We start from the raw sequence: 16,853 nt of genomic DNA, 5'->3' as shown, positions 1-16,853 counted from the left end.
GCCCCGCCGGCGCGTGCGGCGGCCCGGGGTCGGGCGTGTGCGCCGGGCTCGGCGCCCGGCGGGATACTGGTGGCATGCCGTCCTCATCCGCGCGCCCGTCGTCCCCCCGCCCCGAGCCCGGCTCCGACCGGGTGGTCGCCGAGGAGCCGGTGTCGGCGGCCTCGTCCCGCGCGCTGCTCGACGCCTACGCGCGGGAGGTGGGCGCCGCGATCGGTGTGTCGCCCGCCGACCTGACGGGGACGGGGGCCGACCTCACCCCGCCGAGCGGGGTCTTCCTCGTCGTCCGGATGGGCGGGGAGCCGGTGGCCTGTGCGGGCGTGCGCAGGCTGGACGGGGACACGGCGGAGCTGAAGCGCATGTACGTCGCCTCCGCCGCGCGCGGCCGGGGGGTGGCGAAGGGGCTGCTGGACGCGGCCGAGGAGGCGGCCCGGCGGCTGGGCGCGGCGCGCATGGTGCTGGACACGCGCGCCGAGCTGGAGGCGGCCCGGCGGTTGTACGAGCGGCGTGGCTACGCGGAGGTGCCGCCGTACAACGCGAACGCCATGGCCGGTCACTGGTACGCGAAGGCGCTGCTCTGAGCCGTCAGCCGGGCGGTGCGAGCGGCCCGCGCGGCGCGGGGTGGCGGTCGTCGTCGTGGTGCGGTGTCTCCGACTCGGAGCCGCCGAGGTCCCGGGAGAGCTCGTGGACGAGGTCGGTGAGGTCGCGGGGTCGGTCGGGCGTCCACCAGTCTCCGAGCAGCGTGGCCAGGGCGTTCTCCCGGGCGTGCGCGAGCCGCTCGGCGACGGCGTGCCCGGCCGGGGTGAGGGTGAGGTCCAGCCCTTCGCGCACCGCCAGCCGGCGTTCCTCGGCCTGCCGGGCACCGGCGGAGATGACGCCCCGGTCCAGCCCCATCCGGTCGGCGAGCAGGGCGGGTTCCACGCTGCCGTCGCGGTGCATGCGCAGGATGAGCCAGCCCGACGCCGGGCGCAGGTCGAGCCCGGCGTCGGCGATGAGCCGGACGTAGAGGTCCTTGCGGCCCTCGCGGCTGCCGAGCACGCTCAGGGCGCGGCACAGCTCGTCGTGCGAGGAGCGTTCGACGGGGTTCAGACCGAGCGTCTCGCTGGTGTCGGGCACCTGGACGCCGGCCCGCAGGGGCGTCTCCCGCAGGAGGCAGGCGAGGACGAAGGCGACGAGCATGACGGGGACGGCCCACAGGAAGACGTCGGTGATGGAGTCCGAGTAGGCCTCCAGGGCTCCGGCGCGTTCCCCGGGGGCGAGCCGCGCGACGCCGCGCGGGTCCTCGGAGAGGTTCTGCGGGGTCACGCCGGGGGGTAGGGCGGCGCCCGCGAGCGACTCCTCCAGACGGGGTACGAGCAGGGCGGCGAAGACGGCGCCGAAGGCGGAGACGCCGACCGCCGCGCCGATGGAGCGGAAGAACGTCGCGCCGGAGGTGGCCACGCCCAGGTCCTCGTAGCGCACGGAGTTCTGCGCCACGAGCACGATGACCTGGAGGACCAGGCCGAGTCCGAGGCCGAAGACGAGGAAGTACAGGCTCATCTCCCAGTCGCCGCTGTCCACTCCGAGGTTGTGCAGGAGCAGGAGGCCGACGGCGGCGACGGCGGTGCCGAGCACGGGGTAGATCTTCCACCGGCCGGTGCGGGTGATGAGCTGCCCGGAGAGCGTCGAGGTGAGCAGCATGCCCAGCACCATGGGGAGCATGTGGACGCCGGAGAGCGTCGGGGAGATGCCGTGCACGACCTGGAGGAACGTCGGCAGGTAGGTCAGCGCGCCGAACATCGCGAAGCCGATGACGAATCCGATGACCGCGCAGAGGGTGAAGGTGCGGTTGCGGAAGAGGCTCGGCGGCAGCACCGGTTCGGCGGCCCGCCGCTCGACGCGCACGAACCACAGGAGCAGCAGGGCGGCGAGCACCGCGAGTCCGACGATCTCGGGGGAGCCCCACGCCCAGGTCGTGCCGCCGAGTGAGGTGGTCAGGACGACGGCGGCGGCCACGGCGGCGATCAGGGCGGTGCCGAGGTAGTCGATGCGGTGCCGCTCGCGCAGCCGGGGCAGGTGGAGGACGGTCGCGATGACGAGGAGGGTGAGGGCGCCCAGCGGCAGGTTGATGTAGAAGACCCAGCGCCAGCTCAGGTGGTCGACGAAGAGACCGCCGAGCAGCGGGCCGAGGACGCTGGTGACGCCGAAGACCGCGCCGAACAGCCCTTGGTAGCGGCCGCGTTCGCGGGGCGGGACGAGGTCCCCGACGATGGCCATCGACAGCGCCATGAGCCCGCCGCCGCCGAGGCCCTGGAGGGCGCGGTAGGCGATCAGCTGGCCCATGTCCTGCGCGACGCCGCACAGGGCGGAGCCGATCAGGAAGAGGACGATGGCCGCCTGGAAGAGCCGTTTGCGGCCGTACTGGTCGCCGAGCTTCCCCCACAGCGGGGTGGCGGCCGTGGCGGCGAGCAGGTAGGCGGTGACGACCCAGGAGAGGTGGTCCATGCCGCCCAGCTCGCTGACGATCGTCGGCAGGGCGGTGGCGACGATCGTCTGGTCGAGGGCGGCGAGCAGCATGCCCATGAGCAGGGCGCTGAGGGCGAGGTAGAGCGTGCGCCTGTCCTGGCGGGTGGCGGGCCCGGAGGGCGGCGCGTGCGTCATACGTCCATGGTGGGTGCCCGTTCCCGTCCCGTCCTGTCGAGGGGACGGCGGCCTCCCGGAGGAGTCGGGGCGGCAGGTGGGGAGGGCACGGGGTGGCGCGAGACCCGGCTTGTTTTGTATGGTGCAGAAACAAAGTGGTTCCGCCCGTGCCCGTGGTGACTGTGTGGTCACGGGGCCCCTGACCGGCGGGCGGAGCCACTCCTCTTCGTTTCCTGGAGCCGCCATGCCCGGTACCTCTCCCGGCCTCCGGCTCACGGCCCGCGCCCTGCTGCTCGACATGGACGGCACGCTCGTCGACTCCGACGCCGTCGTCGAGCGCGTCTGGAGCGAGTGGGCCGTGCGGCACGGCCTCGACCCGCGTGACGTGCTGCCCGTCGTGCACGGCCGGCAGGGCTGGGCGACGATGGCCGAGCTGCTCCCGGACCGCCCCCTGGCGGAGCACCACGCGGACAACCGCGCCCTCCTCGCCGAGGAGGCCGCCGACACCGTCGGCGTCGTCCCGATCCCCGGCGCGGCGCGCTTCCTGGACGCGGTGCGGCACGTCCCGCACGCGCTGGTGACCTCGGCCGACACGGCCCTGGCCGGGGCCCGCATGGCCGCCGCCGGGCTGCGCGTGCCCGAGCTGCGCATCACGGCCGAGTCCGTCGGCCTGAGCAAGCCCGATCCGGAGGGCTTCCTCAAGGCCGCGGCCGCCCTCGGCGTCGCCCCGGCCGACTGCCTCGTCTTCGAGGACTCCGCCGCGGGCGTCGAAGCGGGCCGGGCCGCCGGTATGCGGGTCGTCGGCGTCGGCCCGCGTGCGGGGGCGTTCGCGCCCACCGCGCACGTGGCCACGCTGGAGGCGGTGCGGGTCCGCGTCCTGGCCGACGGCGTCGTCCGCCTGTGCCTGACCCCGGCCGGGGAGTGACGGCGGGGCGCGCGTGACGCCCCGGCCGCTCGCGCCGACCGGCCGGGGCGCGCCGCCCGTCAGGCGATGGCCTCGTACAGGCTCCAGACACCGAGCGCGGCCATGATGGCGGCCGCGACGCGGGTGATCAGCCGCAGCGGCACGCGGCGCATCAGGGCCCGGCCGCCGAGGATGCCGAGGGCGGCGACCGACCAGAGCGCGAGGACCGCGCCGACCCCCACCGAGAGCGGGTCCTCGTAGCGGGCCGCCAGGTTGGCCGTCATGATCTGGGTGAGGTCGCCGAACTCCGCGATCATGATGAGGGTGAAGCCGCTGCCCGCGACCTTCCAGAACGACTGGTCGGCGGGTTCCCTCGGCGCCGCCCCGTCGTCGTCCTCACCCTTGTGCCACAGCAGCATCGCCGCGCCGCCGAGGAAGAGGGCGCCGGTCACGGCGGCGAGCAGCCGTTCGGGCAGCAGGGTCAGCACGCTGCCAGCGGCCACGGCGAGGGCCACGTGGACGGTGAACGCGGCGGCGACCCCGGCGAAGACGTAGGACGCCTTGAAGCGCGTGCCGAGGACGAGCCCGGCGAGCGCGGTCTTGTCCGGCAGTTCGGCGAGGAAGACGACGCCGAAGACGACGGCGGTGACGGTCAGGCTGAACACGGATGCGTTCCCCGTTCGGTCGGGCCGTGCCGGGGGGCCGCGGGGGAGCAGGCTTCGGCACGGCAGAGTCCAGGACACTGCGGCCGAAGGTCTCGCCGGCGGCGCCGCGCGTACGCGGGCCGCTCCGGGCGCCGGGGCGGTGTGAGCCGCCCAGTATGTCGACGGTCCGGCGGAGGGCTACTCCCCTTCAGTGCGGCCAGCCTACGACATGCCCGTCGGGGCGCCCGCGCCTCCCCCTCGGTGAGCGGGCGGCCGCACACCTCTTGATTTGACGTGAGCATGTCTTCAGTCTGTAACCCGCGAACCTCCGGTGCGCCATCTGGCGGGAACAGCCTGCCTCCAGGCACCACCGGTCCCCCACTCGCCGCAGGTCTCACCCCAGGGAGCCCGTATGCGCCGCATACGCCTGTCCGCCCGCCCGTCCCGACGCTACGCGCGTCACTCCCGTCCGGTCCTGGCCACCGCCCTCGCGCTCGCCGGCCTCGGCGCGGGGCTCGTCGCCACCGCCCCCACCGCCCAGGCCGCACCCCCCACGCCGCCGAGCGCCGCGACCGCGCGCACCATGCTGGCCGGCCTCACCGTCGACGGTGAGGACTCCCTGAGCGGCTACGACCGGGACCTGTTCCCGCACTGGATCTCCCAGGGGGACAGCTGCAACACCCGCGAGATCGTCCTCCAGCGCGACGGCAGCGGGGTCGTGACGGACTCCGAGTGCCGCGCCGTCAGCGGCCGGTGGTACTCGCAGTACGACGGGGTGACGCTGTACGACTCCTCCGGCATCGACATCGACCACGTCGTGCCGCTCGCCGAGGCCTGGCGCTCCGGCGCCCACTCCTGGTCCTGGAGCAAGCGGCGCTCCTTCGCCAACAACCTCAGCGCCGCGCAGCTCATCGCCGTGTCGGCGAGCTCCAACCGCTCCAAGGGCGACCGGGACCCGGCGGAGTGGCTGCCCCGCTCCGCCTACCACTGCCTCTACGCGCGCTCGTGGGTCTGGGTGAAGAACAACTACGCCATGAAGGTCGACCCGGCCGAGAAGTCGGCGCTCTCCGCGATCCTCAACCGCTGCTGAGACGGCGCCGGCCGGGGCCTGTGGCGTTCCGGGCCCCGGCCGGCCGGTCAGCGGCCCCGGGGGAGGAAGGGGACGGAGATGCAGGCCAGGCGCTCGCCCGCGAAGCCCGCCTCCCCGCGCCCCGTGCGCGTCGCGTGCTGGTGGAGCGTCACCGAACGCGCCTCACCCGCCCGGAACCGCCAGGTCTGCCGGGAGGTGCCGGTGCCGGTGCCCCGCGCGTCGGTGGTGAGGTCGAGCCACACCTCGTTCCACGGGTTGGCGTAGGCCGGGTCGCCGGAGGGCCGCACCGGGTCCTCGACGTGCTGGTAGTGCGGGCCGGGGTCGAACGGCCTCGGCCCGCACGGCCGGGTGTGGACGTGCGCCCCGAACGTCCGGCCCGCCTCCGCGCCCCGGACGGTCAGGCTCACCGTCATGCCGTCGGAGTCCAGCCGCTGCCGCACCGTCACTCCGGCGCCCTCGGGCACCGCCTTCGGCGCGTACGTCACGGCCGAGTGCGTGAGTTGCCGCTCCGCGACGGCGAACTCCGCGCTGCGCGTCATCCGGTACGTGCCGTCCGTCTGAGCCGTCTGAGCCGTCTGAGCCGCCGCACCGGCCGCCCGGTCCGCCGTCGCCGCGGGCAGCACCGCCAGTGCCGCCGCCATGACCGCCGTCGCCGGTCCCTTGAGCATGTCCCGCTCCCTCGCGCCTTGAGTCCTGTCCGAGCCGTACGGCCGACACTGTGCCCGCCGCCCGGGCCGAACGCGCTGCGGGAACGGCGCCACGCGAACCCCTGCGGTCCGTGTGGGGGAACCGCGCGTACGCTGTACGGCGGAAGACGGCTCCCGCCCGAGGAGCGGGACCGGGAGTGACGGTGTTGGAAACGCTGGGAACGTTGGTCTACGAACCGTGGATCTACGTGCTCGTCGTGCTCTCCGTCCTGTTGGACGTCTTCCTGCCCGTCCTGCCCAGCGGCATCCTCCTCATGACCGCCGCCACCGCGGCCGCCGCCGGGTTCGCCGACACCGTCGCCGTGGGCATGGGCTCCCGGTTGCCCGAAACGTTCTTCCTGCTGCTGTGCGCCGCCGCCGCCTCCGTCCTCGGCGACCTGGCCGCCTTCGCCCTCGCCCGGCGCGGAGGTGAGCGGTTCGCCGCCGTGATGGCCCGCTCCGGCCAGTTGTCCTCGGCCCAGCGCAGACTCGGCCACGCCCTGGGGCGGGGCGGCGGCCCGCTGATGGTGCTGGCGCGGTTCGCCCCGGCGGGGCGGACGGTGATGAGCATGGCGGCGGGCGCGACGCGGCGTCAGACTCGGACGTTCGCGGTGTGGTCGGCCGTGGCGGGCTTCGTCTGGGCCGGCTACAGCGTCGCCCTGGGCTACTTCGGGGGCCGGTTGTTCGGCGTCAGCTGGGGCGGCACCCTGCTCTCCCTGGCCGCGCTGTTCGCGGCGGGCTCGCTGGCGGCCTTCCTGCTGCGCCGCCGCCCCGGCGCCCCGCGCGGCTGATCCGGCGCGCGGGCGGACCCGCCCACGCCGACCCGTGAGCCGGGCGCTCCCGTGCGAGGATGCCGCCATGGCTGAGGAGAACTGGCACTTCCGCGCGGAGATCCCGGGCGACACGGTGGACGCCGCGACCGTCCGCCGCATCCTGCGGTCGGCGTTCGACACGCCGCACGAGGCGGAGCTCGTCGACGCGCTGCGCGGCGGCCCGGCCTGGCTTCCCGGCCTGTCGATGCTGGCGGAGACGCCCGAGGGCGAGCCGGTGGCGTACGTGCTGCTGAGCCGCTGTCACATCGCCTCCGCCGAGGCGCTCGCCCTCGCCCCCTGCGCCACCGTCCCCGAGCGGCAGGGCGGCGGCGTGGGGACGGCCCTCATCCGGGCGGCCCTGGACGCGGCGCGGACCGAGGGGGAGGGCACGGTCGTCGTCCTCGGGCACCCCACGTACTACCCGCGCTTCGGCTTCCGGCCGTGCGCGGACTTCGGGGTGACGCCCCCGCCCGGCCACGACTGGCCCACCGAGGCGTTCCTCGCCCTCGCCCTCGACGACCGGCCGGTCCCCGCCGGTGCCGTCAGGTACCCGGAGCCGTTCGGCCTCTGACCCCCCGTCCGGCCGCCCGCCGCGGCGATCCACCGGAGCCGTCACCTCCGTTTCGACCCGGCCCCGCCCCCGCCCGGCCGGGCGGGTGACGGGTGGCACACTGGGCGTGTCGGGGGAGAACGGGCACCGGAGCACAGGGGGACGCACCGCATGGCGAGGCACGGGTACGGACGGCGCACGAGGCTCTTTCACCGCCTGTGGGCCGCCGTGACGGCCGGGGGGCTCCTCGCGGCCCTGGCCGGCTGCTCGGACGGCCCGGACACGGCCGCCCCGGCGGAGGACGAGCGGCCGCCCGCGTCGTCCTCGCCGTCGCCCTCGGCGTCCCCGGAGGAAGCGATCGAGGACCTGGACGACCTGCGCGTCTTCTGCTACGAGCACCAGCGCGGCGGCCAGGGATGGGACCAGGCGGCCGAGTACACCGGGCCGGGGCCGCACCCCATCGTCGTCCACGTGCTCCAGGACCGCTCGGACGTGGAGTTCGACGCCGACGTGGAGGACGGGTACGGGACCTACGAGAAGTGGCTGCCGAAGACCCCCGAGGAGGCGCGGCTCGTCGCCTGCGCCCGGGGTCGGGAGACGGAGGAGCGCATCGGCACGTGCGAGTACAGCGACCGCGTCGCCGCCCTGGAGGGTGAGGCGTACCCGCTCCACGCCCAGCCCTTCGAGGTCACCGTCCACGAGCTGCGCACGGGCCGCGAGGTGACGTCCTTCGACGTGGAGTCGGGGGAGACCTGCCCGGGCCTCATCGAGACGGAGGGCATCCTGGGCGAGGAACCGGCGCTCGTCTACGCGTCCTTCCCCGGCGCGGCGGTGGACGACCTGCTGGCCGACCTGGTGGACGGGCCCGCCCGCTGAGCGCGGGCCCGTCCCGGGCCGGTGCGAACCCGTGAGCGGTCAGCCGTGCTTGGGCGCCGCCTGCTGCACGACCTCGAAGGACCACAGCGTGGACCCGGCGGCGGCGGGCCTCTGCTGCGGGGCGTCCTCACCGCCCCGCTGGTGCGCGGCCTTCATCGGGCCCTCCATCCACGCCTGGAACGACTCCTCGTCGCGCCAGCGGGTGTAGACGAGGTACTGGTCCGTGCCCTCCACGGGGCGCAGCAGCTCGAACCACTCGAAGCCGTCGGAGTTCTCCACCGCCCCGGCCCGGGAGCCGAAGCGCTGCTCCAGGACCTCCCGCTGCTCCTCCGGGACGGTCAGGACGTTGATCTTCACGATGCTCATGTCCCCATCCTGCCCCACCGCCGCGCCGCGCTCCCCGGCACCGCCGCTCAGGTGTCCCGGGGGCGTGCGGCGTCCGGGTGAGGAGCGAACAGTGGGGAAACGTCGGGGAGAATGACGTCCGACAGGACGTACGAACGGGGCGGGTGTGACGGCGGATACGGGAGAGCGGGCCGGTCGGCAGGTCTTCGGGGGCGCTGCGCCCGCCGCCACGGCGCTGCTGTGGCTGCTGGCGGCGGTGCTGCTGGCTCGGCAGGCGGTGGCGGTGCTGCGGCTGCCGCCCGAGCGGCGGCTGCCGGACCTGTGGGTGTGGCTGGGCGAGCGCGGCGTGCTCAGCGGTGACGGATCGCTCTACGGTGACGGGGGCTTCACCGGTACGCCGTTCGCCGGGCTCGTGCTCAGACCCCTGGCCGGGTTCGGGCAGGGGCTGGGCGTCGTGTGGACGGCGACCACCCTGCTGCTCGTGGCAGGGGTCGCCGCGCTCGCCGTGCGGGCGCTGCCGGACGTGCGCGGGCGCCGGACGGCTGCCGCGGCACTGCCCGTCGCCATCGCGGTGCTCATGGTCTCCACTCCCGTCCGCAGCACCTTCTCGCTCGGGCAGACCAGCGTCCTGCCCGTGCTCCTGGTCCTCGCCGGGTTCCTCGGTGCCCGCCGTCGACCGGGCCCGGCCGGGGCGTTCGTCGGCCTCGCCGCCGCGCTCCAGCCGCCGTTGCTGCTGTTCGCGGCCGCGCTGTGGGCGGCGGCGCGGACGGCCGGACCGCCCCGTTCGTCCTGCGGCCGGGCGGCGGCCGCGGCGGGCGGTGTCTTCGCCGTGGTGACGGCGCTGGCCTGGGCAGTGCGCCCGGCGGACTCGTGGACGTACTGGGCGCACCACGTCGCCGGTGTCGGCCTGGGCGGTGCGTCGGACGGCCTGTCCAACCAGTCGCTGCACGGTTTGCTGCTGCGCCTGGGCCTGACCGGCCCGCCGGAGCTGGTGCTGTGGGCGGTGCTGGCCGCCGCGGTGGCGGTGCTCGGCCTGCGCCGTGCGGTCTTCTACGCCCGCGACGGCCAGTGGCTGCTGGCCGCCGCGATCACCGGCTGCGCCGCCGTCGCCGTCTCGCCGGTGGCCTTGCAGCACCAGCAGCTGTGGGTGCTGCTCGCCGCCGTCGGCCGGGTGGGCCGACGCCGCAGCGACCGCTACGTGTGGCCGGTGTTCGTCGTACTGGTCATGACGATGGACGCCGAGGCGCTGGTGCCGCACATCCCCTGGCTCGCCCCGTTCGGCCAGAACGCCCCCCTGCTGGCGGCGGTGCTGGCGGCCTGCGCGCTGCGGTTCGTCCCGCGCGGCTCCGCCCTGTGGTCCCGCCCGGAGCCCTCCGGGGTCTTCAGCCGCCCGAACCTGATGCTGGAGCTCCTCCTCATCCGCGTCGGCTACTTCGTCTACTCCTGGGTGCGGTCCCTGGCCGCCGGCGGGCGCGGGGCGGCCGAGGCGCACGGCGCGCAGATCCTGGCCCTCGAACGGCCGCTGGGCCTGGACGTCGAGCACGGGCTCAACCGGTTCACGGCGGGCTCGCGGGCGCTGACCGAGGCCATGAACTTCTACTACGGCGCCTTCCACTTCCTGGTGCCGATCGCGCTGCTCGTCGTCCTGTACCTGCGCCGCCCGCCCGCCTACCGCTGGGCCCGCACGGCGCTGTCCCTCGCGACGCTGTTCGGGCTCGTCGGCTTCTGGCTCTACCCGCTGGCGCCGCCCCGGCTCATGCCGGGCCTGGGCTACGTGGACACCGCGCACGGTCCGCAGGACTTCGACGACCCGGACTTCGGCGTCCTGACCGGCATCTCCAACCAGTACGCGGCGATGCCCTCGCTGCACGTCGGGTGGTCGCTGTGGGCGACGGTCGTCGTCCTGCGGCTGACGTCGAACCGGTGGCTGCGCGTCGCGGCCGTCCTCTACCCGCTGCTGACGACCGTCGTGGTGATGGGCACGGCCAACCACTACCTGCTGGACGCGGTCGGGGGCGCCGCCGTCGTGGCCGCCGGTTTCGCGGCGGCGCGCCGGTGGCACCGGCGCGCCGCGCCGTCCGCCGGGGAGCGGCCGGTGATACCGGCGCAGCGTGCGGCGCGTCCGGGCGGCGCGGGAAGCCCGGTGGCGTCAGGGAGCAGGGCGCACGCGGTCGTCGGCCCCGGCGCCCTCCGCCGGCCGGAAGGTCACGGCGGCCCCGAAGGCGGCCCGTCGGGTGGCCCGGCGCAGGGCGCGCAGGAGCGAGCCGCCGACCGTGAGGGTGAGGACGACGGTGAGCGCGGCCCGCGGCACGTCCCAGCCCAGTGAGGTGGCGAGCCAGTACGCGGTGAACCGGGCCAGGTTCTCCGCCGCCGGGTCGCCGGGGACGAAGGAGATGCCGGTGGCCAGCCCGGCGATGTAGGGCCAGCCCTGGAGGTTCATCACCAGTCCGTACGCCATCGCGGCGGGGGCGCCGTAGGCGGCGAGCAGCCACAGCTCGCGCCGTCCGCGCAGGGTGTGCGGGCGTGGCAGCAGGCCCGCGCCCATGGTGACCCAGCCCAGGGTGAGCATCTGGAACGGCAGCCAGGGTCCGACCCCGCCGGTCAGGAGGGCCCCGGCGAACATCGACAGGGCGCCCAGCACGAACCCGAAGCCGGGCCCGAGCACCCGTCCGGAGAGGATCATCAGGAAGAACATCGGTTCCAGCCCGGCCGTTCCGGCGCCGAGGGGACGCAGCGCGGCTCCGGCGGCGGCCAGTACGCCGAGCATGGCGACGGCCTTGGCGTCCATGCCGGAGTCCGCGACGGTGGCGACGACCACGGCCAGCAGCAGCGGCAGCAGTGCGGCGAAGAGCCAGGGCGCGTCGGCGGAGTGGGCGAGTCCGGAGGCGGAGTCGGCCAGCAGGGGCCAGCCGAACGCCACGACGCCCGTGGCCGAGACGAGGGCCAGGGCGGCGGCCGAGCGGGGGCCCAGCCGCACCGGACGGTCCTGCCGTCCGGTGCGGGGACGCGGGGTGTCGCCGCGCGCGGTCACGGCGCGCCCTCCAGCGCCCGCCGCACCTGCCCGACCGTCAGCCAGGGCCGGGGGGCGAGGATCTTGGCCGTCTGCGGGGAGAAGGCCGGTGAGGAGACGACCACCTCGGCGGTCGGGCCGTCGGCGACGACCTCCCCCTGGGCCAGGACGAGCACGCGGTGCGCCAGTTCGGCGGCCAGCTCCACGTCGTGCGTGGCCAGGACGATGGCGTGGCCCCGGTCGGCCAGCTCGCGCAGCACGGTGACCAGCCGGTGCTTGGCGGCGTAGTCCAGGCCCCGGGTCGGCTCGTCGAGGAGGACGAGCGGCGGGGCGGCGGTGAGGACGACGGCCAGCGCGAGGGCCAGCCGCTGTCCCTCGGACAGGTCGCGCGGGTGGAGGGTCTCGTCCACCCCGGGCAGCAGCTCGGCGACCAGGGCGCGGCAGGTGCCGGGGGGCGCTGTGGCGTCGCGGTCGGCGTCCCGGCACTCGGCGGCCACGCTCTCGGCGCTGAGCAGGTCGCGGGGGTCCTGCGGGACGAGGCCGACGTGCCGCAGGAGCCGTCCGGGTCTGGTGCGGTGCGGGGTGTGGCCGCCGACGGCGACCCGCCCCCGGGCGGGCTCGTGCAGCCCCACCAGGGTGCGCAGCAGCGTCGACTTGCCCGAACCGTTGCGGCCCATCAGCGCCACCGTCTCGCCCGGGCGCACGGTGAGGCCGACATCGTGCAGGACCGTGCCGCGGCCCCGGCGGACGTCCACCGCCGTGACCTCGGCGACGGGCCCGGCGGCCGTGGGGTCCTGCGGCATGTCGGGCGCGCCGGGCGTGTGCGGGGCCAGCCGCTCCCGCAGCGGGCCTGCGCGGCGCCGGGCGTCCCGCACCGACAGCGGCAGCGGGTGCCACCCCGCGAGCCGGCCGAGTTCCACCACGGGCGGCCGGACGGGGGAGTCGGCCAGGAGCGCCTCGGGCGCCCCGAGCCTGGCGGGCGCGCCGCGTTCGGGCAGGAGCAGCACCTGGTCGGCGTACTGGACGACGCGTTCCAGCCGGTGTTCGGCCATCAGCACCGTGGTGCCGAGGTCGTGCACGAGGCGTTGCAGCACGGCCAGCACCTCCTCGGCGGCGCCCGGGTCGAGCGCGGACGTCGGTTCGTCCAGGACGAGGACCTTCGGGTGCGTGGTGAGGACCGAACCGATCGCCACCCGCTGCTGCTGGCCGCCCGAGAGGGTGGTGATGGCGCGGTCGCGCAGCTCCACCAGGCCCAGCAGGTCGAGCGTCTCCTCCACCCGGCGGCGCATCGTGGCCGGCGGCAGCCCGAGCGACTCCATGCCGTAGGCCAGCTCGTCCTCGACGGTGTCGGTGACGAAGTGCGCGAGCGGATCCTGGCCGACGGTGCCCACGACATCGGCCAGCTCGCGCGGCCGGTGGGTGCGGGTGTCGCGGCCGTCGACCGTGACCCGGCCGGTGAGCGTGCCGCCGGTGAAGTGCGGCACCAGGCCGCACACCGCGTTCAGCAGAGTCGACTTGCCGACTCCGGACGGCCCGACGAGCAGCACCAGCTCGCCCTCGGGCACGGTGAGGTCGAGGCCCGACACGGCGGGCGCGGTGGCCTCCGTGTAGGTCACCCCGACGTTCTCGAAACGGATCACGGCGCGCTCCTTCCGGCGGGCAGCGGGGCGACGAACGCGGGCAGCAGCCCGAGCAGACAGGCCGTCACCGCGCCCACGGGCACCGACGGCGCGGTCAGCGGCACGGCGGGCGGCGTGAGGGCCGCCGGGTCGGCCGCCGCGGCGGCGAGCATCCCGACGGCGACGGCCGCGCCCGAACCGGCCACCAGCCAGGCCCGCACCCCCCACCGGTCGGGCCGGTACCGGGAGCGGGCCGCGCGGCGCCCGCCGAGGCGCAGCCCCACCAGGGCGGCGGCCAGCCCCAGCCCCAGCGCGGGGAGCGCGAACGCCTCGCCGTCCGCCGACAGCAGGCCGTAGGCCCCGACGCACACGCCGAGCAGCCCGCCGAGGGTGCAGGCGGTCGTCGTGCGCCGGACGGCGGGCGACACCCGGGCGGTGCGGCCGTACCCGCGGGCGTCCATCGCGGCGGCCAGCGCCACCGAGCGTTCCAGCGCGCCCTCCAGCACGGGCAGGGCCACCTGGAGGACGGACCGCACGCCCCGGTCGGGCCGGCCGCGCAGCCGCCGCGCGGCCCGGACCCGCCGCACGTCGGCGACGAGGTTGGGGGCGAACGTCATGGCGACGACGACGGCGACCCCCGCCTCGTAGAGCGCGCCCGGCAGGGACTTGAGCAGCCGCGCCGGGCTGGCCAGGGCGTTGGCCGCGCCGACGCACACCAGCAGCGCCGCCAGCCGCATCCCGTCCCGGAACGCGAAGGCCAGGCCCTCCGCCGTGACCCGCCCACCGATCCGCACGCCCTGGGCCCAGTCGGGCAGGGGCACCTCGGGCAGCGTGAACAGCACCCGGGTGCCGCCCACCGGCGAACCCAGCACCACGGCGAACAGCAGCCGCATGGCCAGCACGGCCAGCCCCAGCAGCAGGAAGACCGCGTAGGAGCGGGCCCACGGCGCGTCGGTGCGCCGGGCCGACACGACGTACCCGGCCACCGCCACCAGCAGCGCCAGGAGCAGGGGGTTCGTGGTGCGGGAGGCCGCCGCCGCCAGCCCGAGCGCCCACAGCCACCAGGCGCCCGCGTGCAGGGCGTTGGTGCGGTTCGCCAGCGGGGCGCGCAGGGCGGGCAGCGGCGCGGAGCGGGGCGCCGTGAGCGGGCCGGGGGTCATGACCGACGACGCCGCCGGGCCTGCCACGCCGCCGCACCGCCGAGGAGGACGACGGCCGCGCCCCCGTACACCAGGCCGAACGGGACGCCGTCCTCGCCCGCCGGGCCGGACGCGTCGTCCCCGGCGCCGTCGGCGCCGTCCGTCCCGGCACGCGGCGCCGAGGCGTCGACCTCGGGGCCGCACTCCGTGGCCGGGTACCCCGCGACGGCGCACAGCAGCGCCGACGCGTCGTAGCGCAGCGGCGGCGCGGTGGCGGCCAGGGCGTCGCCCACCGAGGCGTCGGGCGCAACGGCGGCGCAGACCTGCCACGGCTCGGGCGGCGTCTCGCCCTCGGGCGCGTCCGCCGGGGTGCCGGGGTCGATCACGAGCGCCACCCGCTTGCGGCCCTCGCGCGGCGGGGTGTCGGCGCAGACGGTCGCGAAGCCGTCGCGCTGCCGGGGCCGCGTGGCGTCCTCGGAGTTCTCGGTCACCGCGAACCGGAGGCCGACCACCGCGCCGTCGGCGGGACGGAGGGTGGCCGGGCCCTGGGTGGCGTACGCCCAGTCGGCCCCGTCGTCCGCACGCGTCCAGAACGACCAGTACCGGTAGCCCTCCGCGTGCGCGGGGGTGGCGCCGAGCAGGAGCAGCAGCACGCCACCGAGCACGCCCGCGAGCGCGGTGGCGGCCGAGGCGCGGACGCGGCCCATCAGCGCGCGTCCCCGCCCGAGGAGCCGCCCGAGGAACCGCCGGACCCGTTCGCGGACCCGTCGGCCGAGCCGTTCGGGCCCGTGCCGCGCTTGCGCAGGCTCACCAGCAGGCCGACGCCGACACCCGCGACGAAGATCGAGCCGACGACCCACCACACGGCCGTGCCGTTCCCGTCCTCGCCGTCCGCGTCCTCCCGGCCGTCGGACGCCACTCCCTTGGGCTCCTTCGACGGCTGCGGCTCCGGCCCGGTGGCGCTCAGCCGGTCGAGCAGGTCCGTGCCGCCGAACGCCCGCGGGTCGCCGCCCGCCGCGCGGACCGCGAGCACCAGCTGACCGAGGCCCGCCGGGCTCTCGTTCAGGCCCTGCCACTGGTCGTGGTGGTCGGCCAGCCAGTTCAGCGGCTCCTGCGCGGCGTCCGCGTAGCCGCCCGCCGCCAGGGCGATGACGGCCAGCGCCGTCCCACTGTGGTCGGGCTGCGGTTCGGCGCCCGGCATGGCGAACTCCAGGTAGCCGCCGTTGCGCTCCAGCTCGGCGCTGAGGTAGGCGGCGGCGGCCTGCGCGGACCGCTCGGCCGGGAACCGGCCGTCCTCGTCGCACTCGGGGAGCGTCGGCCTCCCGGCGTCCTCCCCGGCGGCCTCGGCCGCGAGGCCCAGGCCCTGCGCCCCGAGCGCGGCGGAGGCGGTGGCCAGGCCGTTCGGCTTCAGGTCGCCGTTCTCCTCGGGGACGTGGGCGAAGGCTCCGGCCTGCCCGTCCGGGGCGTCGCAGCCGAGCTGGAAGGCGCTCAGCGCGGCGGCGGGGGAGTCCGCGCCCGAGCCGTCGCGGCCGGCCGCGTTCAGCGCGCCCGCCACGACGGCCGTGGAGTTGGCGTCGGAGGCCGGGTCGCCCGCGTAGTACGCCCAGCCGCCGTCCTCGCCCCGCACCGACTCCAGCCACGCCACGGCGTCCCCGACCGCGTCCGCGTCCGCTCCGCGCAGCGCCGCCAGGGCCTGCACGGCCATGGCCGTCGCGTTGGTGTCGCGCGGGGTCTGCGCGTCGCAGGGCGCCTGCGGGTCCGCACGGTAGGAGCTGAAGGAACCGTCGTCGCACTGCTGGTCCGCCAGCCACGCGACGGCCGACTCGGCCGGGGTGACGCCGAGCGCGTCCTGCGCGAGCAGCGCCGTCGACTGCCGCCACACCGCGTCGTACTGCGGGTCCCCCGCGCCGTACAGCCCCGCCGGGAGCGTCACCTCGGGGGACGGGGAGGGGGAGGCGTCGGCCAGGGCGGCGGGTGCCGCCGACGCGCTCAGGACGGTGGCGGCGGCCAGGGCCGTGGCGCAGCGGCGCAGGAGCATCGGGTGCCTTTCGGTGGCGGTCGCGCACACCGGCACCACGGGCGGGCCACGCTGGGCGCGCGGCTCTCCGGGCTCGGCATCCGCAGACCTCGACGGTGCCGGCGGCGCGCTGCGAACGCTCCGCCGGGAGCCATGGACCCTCCCGGGGGAGGGGCACGCCGTGGTGCGGGTCTTCCGGCTCGCGGACCGCCGGAGCCGCTCCTCGTGGTGCGGTCCTGCGGTGCCGTTCACGGTTGCGGGTCAGCGCCGGATTCCCACCGGCTTCCCCCGACCAGGGCGGGTACTGCACCGGACACTCTAACGGCGTAGCGGGCCCGGGCCGCGGTGCCGCCGGTCACACCCGTTCGGCAGGGTGGACACGCAGCGTTCTCCTTGGTGTCGCACGGTGACTGGTCCACCGGGGTCCAACACACCATGCGTTTTTCATATCGGTCCTATGACAGCCGTGACTGTTCGGTCACGCAGCGGCATGGAAATGTCTGTGCCGAGCCGGAGGACGGGGCCGAACCCCCGTGGACCGACCC

Annotated in this window: 15 protein-coding genes, 1 pseudogene and 1 riboswitch; of the genes and pseudogenes, 7 read left to right on the top strand and 9 right to left on the bottom strand. The window is 76.0% G+C overall.

The genetic code is table 11. The annotated features are described in order from the left end of the window. Nucleotides 1-74: 74 nt before the first annotated feature. A complete protein-coding gene (locus tag IF129_RS03025) occupies nt 75-578 on the top strand; it encodes a GNAT family N-acetyltransferase (protein ID WP_191207814.1) in 504 nt (167 codons plus the stop codon). A gap of 4 nt (nt 579-582) precedes the next feature. Here IF129_RS03025 and IF129_RS03020 read toward each other — a convergent pair whose 3' ends face one another. Further along, nucleotides 583-2,637 (bottom strand): MDR family MFS transporter, encoded by a 2,055-nt coding sequence (locus IF129_RS03020; RefSeq protein ID WP_191207813.1) that lies wholly within the window; start codon nt 2,635-2,637, stop codon nt 583-585. Between the two features lie 223 nt (nt 2,638-2,860). On the opposite strand from IF129_RS03020, the gene IF129_RS03015 reads away from it, so the two are divergent. Next, on the top strand, nt 2,861-3,541 hold the full coding sequence (locus tag IF129_RS03015; RefSeq protein ID WP_191207812.1) for an HAD-IA family hydrolase: 681 nt from the start codon (nt 2,861-2,863) through the stop codon (nt 3,539-3,541). 59 nt (nt 3,542-3,600) lie between these two features. Here the strand turns inward: IF129_RS03015 and IF129_RS03010 are convergent, their stop codons facing one another. Beyond that, nucleotides 3,601-4,185: a TMEM165/GDT1 family protein gene (locus tag IF129_RS03010; protein WP_191207811.1), complete on the bottom strand. Its 585-nt coding sequence runs from the start codon at nt 4,183-4,185 to the stop codon at nt 3,601-3,603. A gap of 391 nt (nt 4,186-4,576) precedes the next feature. On the opposite strand from IF129_RS03010, the gene IF129_RS03005 reads away from it, so the two are divergent. Next, entirely contained in the window at nt 4,577-5,254 is a 678-nt protein-coding gene (locus IF129_RS03005) for an HNH endonuclease family protein (protein ID WP_191207810.1), read from the top strand. A gap of 47 nt (nt 5,255-5,301) precedes the next feature. On the opposite strand, the gene IF129_RS03000 is transcribed toward IF129_RS03005, so the two are convergent. Next, nucleotides 5,302-5,922 carry a superoxide dismutase family protein gene (locus tag IF129_RS03000; protein WP_224754215.1) on the bottom strand — a complete coding sequence of 207 codons (621 nt, stop codon included), beginning with the start codon at nt 5,920-5,922 and terminating at the stop codon, nt 5,302-5,304. Nucleotides 5,923-6,098: 176 nt separating this feature from the next. Between IF129_RS03000 and IF129_RS02995 the strand changes: the two genes are divergently transcribed. The 3 genes from IF129_RS02995 (at nt 6,099) to IF129_RS02985 (ending at nt 8,178) form a co-directional block, all read left to right on the top strand. Beyond that, entirely contained in the window at nt 6,099-6,731 is a 633-nt protein-coding gene (locus IF129_RS02995; protein ID WP_381480237.1) for a DedA family protein, read from the top strand. A 67-nt stretch (nt 6,732-6,798) separates the two neighbouring features. After that, nucleotides 6,799-7,323: a GNAT family N-acetyltransferase gene (locus IF129_RS02990; protein ID WP_191207809.1), complete on the top strand. Its 525-nt coding sequence runs from the start codon at nt 6,799-6,801 to the stop codon at nt 7,321-7,323. Nucleotides 7,324-7,473: 150 nt separating this feature from the next. Next, nucleotides 7,474-8,178, top strand: a complete 705-nt coding sequence (locus tag IF129_RS02985; protein ID WP_191207808.1) for a hypothetical protein — start codon at nt 7,474-7,476, stop codon at nt 8,176-8,178. A gap of 39 nt (nt 8,179-8,217) precedes the next feature. On the opposite strand, the gene IF129_RS02980 is transcribed toward IF129_RS02985, so the two are convergent. Continuing rightward, nucleotides 8,218-8,544, bottom strand: coding sequence for an antibiotic biosynthesis monooxygenase family protein (locus tag IF129_RS02980; RefSeq protein ID WP_191207807.1), 327 nt, complete (start codon nt 8,542-8,544; stop codon nt 8,218-8,220). A 145-nt stretch (nt 8,545-8,689) separates the two neighbouring features. On the opposite strand from IF129_RS02980, the pseudogene IF129_RS02975 reads away from it, so the two are divergent. Then, a pseudogene (locus IF129_RS02975) lies at nt 8,690-10,762 on the top strand (bifunctional glycosyltransferase 87/phosphatase PAP2 family protein); the annotation flags it as partial. On the opposite strand, the gene IF129_RS02970 reads toward IF129_RS02975, so the two are convergent. From IF129_RS02970 to IF129_RS02950, 5 genes are read right to left on the bottom strand one after another with little or no spacing between them, the layout of a single operon-like run. Continuing rightward, nucleotides 10,673-11,554, bottom strand: a complete 882-nt coding sequence (locus IF129_RS02970; protein ID WP_191207806.1) for an ECF transporter S component — start codon at nt 11,552-11,554, stop codon at nt 10,673-10,675. The pseudogene IF129_RS02975 and the gene IF129_RS02970 overlap by 90 nt on opposite strands. Continuing rightward, nucleotides 11,551-13,173: an ABC transporter ATP-binding protein gene (locus IF129_RS02965; protein ID WP_191207805.1), complete on the bottom strand. Its 1,623-nt coding sequence runs from the start codon at nt 13,171-13,173 to the stop codon at nt 11,551-11,553. The genes IF129_RS02970 and IF129_RS02965 overlap by 4 nt, the downstream gene beginning before the upstream one ends. After that, on the bottom strand, nt 13,170-14,312 hold the full coding sequence (locus IF129_RS02960) for a CbiQ family ECF transporter T component (RefSeq protein ID WP_191208245.1): 1,143 nt from the start codon (nt 14,310-14,312) through the stop codon (nt 13,170-13,172). The genes IF129_RS02965 and IF129_RS02960 overlap by 4 nt, the downstream gene beginning before the upstream one ends. Next, nucleotides 14,309-14,998 carry an SCO2322 family protein gene (locus IF129_RS02955; RefSeq protein WP_191207804.1) on the bottom strand — a complete coding sequence of 230 codons (690 nt, stop codon included), beginning with the start codon at nt 14,996-14,998 and terminating at the stop codon, nt 14,309-14,311. Before IF129_RS02955 ends, IF129_RS02960 begins: the two co-directional genes overlap by 4 nt. Then, nucleotides 14,998-16,329: a prenyltransferase/squalene oxidase repeat-containing protein gene (locus tag IF129_RS02950; RefSeq protein WP_191207803.1), complete on the bottom strand. Its 1,332-nt coding sequence runs from the start codon at nt 16,327-16,329 to the stop codon at nt 14,998-15,000. The genes IF129_RS02955 and IF129_RS02950 overlap by 1 nt, the downstream gene beginning before the upstream one ends. 147 nt (nt 16,330-16,476) lie before the next feature. Next, nucleotides 16,477-16,632, bottom strand: a riboswitch (cobalamin riboswitch). Between the last annotated feature and the right edge of the window lie 221 nt (nt 16,633-16,853).

Origin of the sequence: Streptomyces chumphonensis, assembly GCF_014779715.1 — a bacterium.
Classification (GTDB): domain Bacteria; phylum Actinomycetota; class Actinomycetes; order Streptomycetales; family Streptomycetaceae; genus Streptomyces; species Streptomyces chumphonensis.
The sequence above is the reverse complement of the archived record's forward strand: the minus strand, read 5'-3'. Positions and strand labels throughout refer to the sequence as shown.